The 3726-nt window shown below is 27.5% G+C and carries 5 protein-coding genes; 3 read left to right on the top strand and 2 right to left on the bottom strand.

Features of this window, described 5'->3' with window-relative positions:
* Window positions 1–836, bottom strand: an 836-nt coding sequence (locus RR430_RS03595; RefSeq protein ID WP_332508655.1) for an alpha-amylase family glycosyl hydrolase, incomplete at its 3' end; no start/stop codon positions are given.
* 304 nt (window positions 837–1140) lie between these two features.
* Here RR430_RS03595 and RR430_RS03590 point away from each other — a divergent pair.
* Both RR430_RS03590 and RR430_RS03585 read left to right on the top strand, forming a co-directional pair.
* A complete protein-coding gene (locus RR430_RS03590) occupies window positions 1141–1509 on the top strand; it encodes a VOC family protein (RefSeq protein ID WP_332486397.1) in 369 nt (122 codons plus the stop codon).
* A gap of 4 nt (window positions 1510–1513) precedes the next feature.
* Complete coding sequence (locus tag RR430_RS03585) at window positions 1514–2176, top strand: MBL fold metallo-hydrolase (RefSeq protein WP_332508654.1); 663 nt, start codon at window positions 1514–1516, stop codon at window positions 2174–2176.
* 62 nt (window positions 2177–2238) lie between these two features.
* Here the strand turns inward: RR430_RS03585 and RR430_RS03580 are convergent, their stop codons facing one another.
* A complete protein-coding gene (locus RR430_RS03580; RefSeq protein ID WP_332486399.1) occupies window positions 2239–2943 on the bottom strand; it encodes a carbon-nitrogen hydrolase family protein in 705 nt (234 codons plus the stop codon).
* 126 nt (window positions 2944–3069) lie between these two features.
* Between RR430_RS03580 and RR430_RS03575 the strand changes: the two genes are divergently transcribed.
* Complete coding sequence (locus tag RR430_RS03575) at window positions 3070–3516, top strand: nucleoside-diphosphate kinase (RefSeq protein ID WP_332486401.1); 447 nt, start codon at window positions 3070–3072, stop codon at window positions 3514–3516.
* Window positions 3517–3726 lie beyond the last annotated feature (210 nt).

The following is a 3726-nucleotide window of genomic DNA, read 5'->3' as shown; positions in this document are numbered from 1 at the left end:
TTATCAACAAATGACAACAAATGCATATCTTTATAAAGTGAATAAGGATCATTAGAAAATTGACGATTTAATGAATGTGCAATCTCAAATAGATTTAAATCATTTAGACTTGAATGAATTCCTTTAAAACATTCATAGTTTGTACAGCTATGAAGCATTTCATTATTAACTATACGTTTATATTCTCCAGAGATGATTTCACCTACAAGAAAGAAATCTTCTTTTTGTTCAAGGCAAAATGAACGAATAGTTTTTAAAAAGTTTTGATCAAGGCAATATGCTACATCCAAGCGTATTCCATCAATATCAAATTCCTTTATCCATAGATTAATACTATCCAATAAATATCTAACAACCTCATTATTATTTAAGTTTAATTTAACAAGTTCATAGTGACCTTCCCAACCTTCATAATAGAATCCATCGTTATAAGCGGAATTACCATCGAAATTAATATAAAACCAGTCTTTGTATTTAGAATTGTAACGATTAGAAATAACATCCTTAAATGCCCAAAAACCTCTTCCAACATGATTAAAGACACCATCTAATACAACTCTGATATTATTTTTCTTTAATTCAGTTACAACCTTTTTAAAATCATCATTTGTGCCTAATCGGCAATCAATTACTTGATAATCTTTTGTATCATATCCATGAGAATCTGATTCAAAAACTGGTGAAAAATATACTGCATCAATATTAAGCTTTTTTAGATGAGGAATCCAGTTAGCAATATCGTTAATTCTAGATACGAGAATACCATCGTTTTCTTTAGGTGCATCACAAAATCCCAGTGCATAAATTTGATAAAAAATACTTCGATTATACCACATAATTAATCTCCTATATTGTCTTTTAGTATGAACTAATTTAAATAATTTGCAATACCTTCGTGATCATTGTCATAGGTAATAAAGGCAGGGATAGCTTTAGATATTCTTGAAACCAGTTAAGATTAATTATAAATAATTAGTATTCTTCTAAATAGAAATAAGTTTTTTTATATTTTTGTGTTGTAATCTTAATTTAACATATTTTGGTGTATACGTGATAATAAATTAAACTCTAATTTATCGCATAATGCTTGATTAATACTATTTGAAAATGTAACAATTAAAATAGAAACGGAGAATAACTATGAAATTTAAGATGATACATGAAAATTATAATGTTTCAGATTTAAATAAATCACTGGCATTTTATAATCAAGCATTAGATTTAACTGAAAAAAGAAGAAAAGTTGCTGAGGATGGATCATTTATTATTGTTTACTTAGGTAATGAGGAAAGTGATTTTGAACTAGAGTTAACATGGTTGAAAAACATGGATAGACCCTATGATTTAGGAGATTGTGAGTTTCATTTAGCTTTTCAAGTAGATGATTATAATGAAGCATTTAAAAAGCATAAAGCAATGAACTGTGTATGCTATGAAAATGAAACTATGGGCATATATTTTATTGAAGATCCAGATGGATATTGGCTAGAAATAGTTCCAACTAGGTAAGAATATGAAAATAACTTATATAGGTCATAGTGGCTTCTTAATTGAATGTGATAGTGTTAACTTATTGTTTGATTACTATGAAGGAAGTATTCCTAAAATTGAGTATGATAAAAAATTAATTGTATTTGTAAGTCATTTTCACCATGATCATTTTAACAAAGGTATATTTAACTTGTTTGAAACACACCCTAATGTTAGCTATGTATTTTCATCTGATGTAAAAACAACACATGAAATAGATGTTGTTGTATCTGAAAATGAGAAAGTACTATTTGAGAATTGTGATATTCAAACATATAAATCAACTGACTCAGGTGTTGCATTTCTTGTAAAGGTAGATAATAAAACTATTTACCATGCAGGTGATTTGAATCTTTGGTTATGGAATGAAGAAACAAAAGAAGATAATCAAAGTATGCAAGAGAATTATTCAAAAGAAATAGATAAATTAAAAGATATTAAAATAGATATCGCATTTTTACCATTAGATCCAAGGCAAGAAGAATATGAATTTGCCGGTATTGAAGAATTTGTTTCTAAGATAGAAGTAGATACGATATTCCCAATGCATTTTTGGAATGATTATTCAATTATTGAAAGATACAATGCAAATCATGAACATAAAGTAGTTGATATAAAACGAAAAGGACAACAGTTTAAACTATAACTATTATAAACATGTTTTTATAAGTTGGAATATTCTAATTTATAAGGATATTTTTATTATGACTAAATATTAAAAGTGATGAAATCGTCAATGTTAAAATCAATTTGATTAATGATTCTATTGTCTTTAAAGTATAAACTTCCACCAACAGAATAATCATCTATATAGTTTATAAGTAAAACTCTGTCATTAATTGAAGAACTATGTAAACAATAATCATTGAGTTCTGTTTCGTGCCATTTAGATATATCAAATGAAACATAAATTGGCCATAATAAAATATCGTAGTCTTTCTTAAACTTTTCAGGATATACCCATAAGTCACCACATAAGGCTACTAAAAATTTTTTTGAATGAAAATTGAATACCAAAGATTCATTTGCTTCTTTGTATCGATGATCGTTTGTTTCTTTCCAACCTGATGATATTCTTCTATAGTTATGAATTACTTTTCCTGAATCAATTATGAGATAACTAGAATATAAATCACCGTGATCATTTTCTATATAGCCAAACGCTACTCCAATAGACAATTCTTTGCTTTTTTCAATAATGCTAAGAATAGGAGTATCAGTAAGGGTAAGTGCAGTTTTGATATCGATATCATATTGACTAGTTAAGTCGTTAAATCCTTGGATGAATGCTTCGCCAAAACATACTAATTCACTTCCTTGTTTTTTTGCTTCTTCCATTGTTGAAATAATTGTGAGTGTATTAGCGTTAATGTTAGAGGTAATACATTTTCTTGATGATAATGATATAAGCATAATAATTCCTCATTTCTTACTCTTGTATAAAATGTAAATGATTTATACAACAAAAACAATGATTTCTTGCGCTAATGGTTAGAATAATCATGTTAGAATGAATTTAACATAATAAAGGAGACCACTATGAATAAGTCTTATGTAATGCTTAAACCAGATTGTTTTGAAAGAAATTTAGTAGATACTTTAATTCAAGAAATCAAAGATCATGGATTTAGAATTGAAGCACAAAAAGAGGTAGTAGTAGAAGAATCGAGAATTCTCAAACATTATGAAGAAGTAATAGAACGTTTAAATTCTGACTCATTTAAAGAGTCCGTGATTAACGCTTTTGTTGGTAAAAAGGTACTAGCAATGCAAATTACAAATGATACTGGAGATTGTATTGCTAAGTTTAGAGAATTTATTGGACCTACAGATCCATCTAAAGCTGGTAAAGAAACAATGCGTGGAAAATATGGAAATGATTCTATGGAAAAGTCAAAGTCAGAAGGTAGGATGTTAAATAATTTAATACATGCATCTGATAGTGAAGAGAGTGCACAAAAAGAATTAGCGCTTTGGTTTGATTAATTAGTGATTTGTATTGTCGTATTACTAATAATTTATGATTATGTTATAATGCTCTCAACAGAACAAAAGGAATATTGTTATTTTGAGGGGGATTGTTATGGTAGATAACAACAAACTACATTTATTGATTTCAATTGCAAAATTGTATTATTTAGAAAATATGAATCAAAATGAAATTGCTAATCTTTTAGGTGTATCAAGACCATTAAT

It is taken from the genome of Anaerorhabdus sp., from assembly GCF_036641015.1.
GTDB lineage: Bacteria > Bacillota_I > Bacilli_A > Erysipelotrichales > Erysipelotrichaceae > Anaerorhabdus.
The sequence above is the reverse complement of the archived record's forward strand: the minus strand, read 5'-3'. Positions and strand labels throughout refer to the sequence as shown.

What these genes read in the sequence shown, in the direction of transcription:
- RR430_RS03590 (WP_332486397.1), top strand. Translation starts at nt 1,141, where the DNA reads ATGAAATTTAAGATGATACATGAAAATTATAATGTTTCAGATTTAAAT.
- RR430_RS03585 (WP_332508654.1), top strand. Translation starts at nt 1,514, where the DNA reads ATGAAAATAACTTATATAGGTCATAGTGGCTTCTTAATTGAATGTGAT.
- RR430_RS03580 (WP_332486399.1), bottom strand. Translation starts at nt 2,943, where the DNA reads ATGCTTATATCATTATCATCAAGAAAATGTATTACCTCTAACATTAAC.
- RR430_RS03575 (WP_332486401.1), top strand. Translation starts at nt 3,070, where the DNA reads ATGAATAAGTCTTATGTAATGCTTAAACCAGATTGTTTTGAAAGAAAT.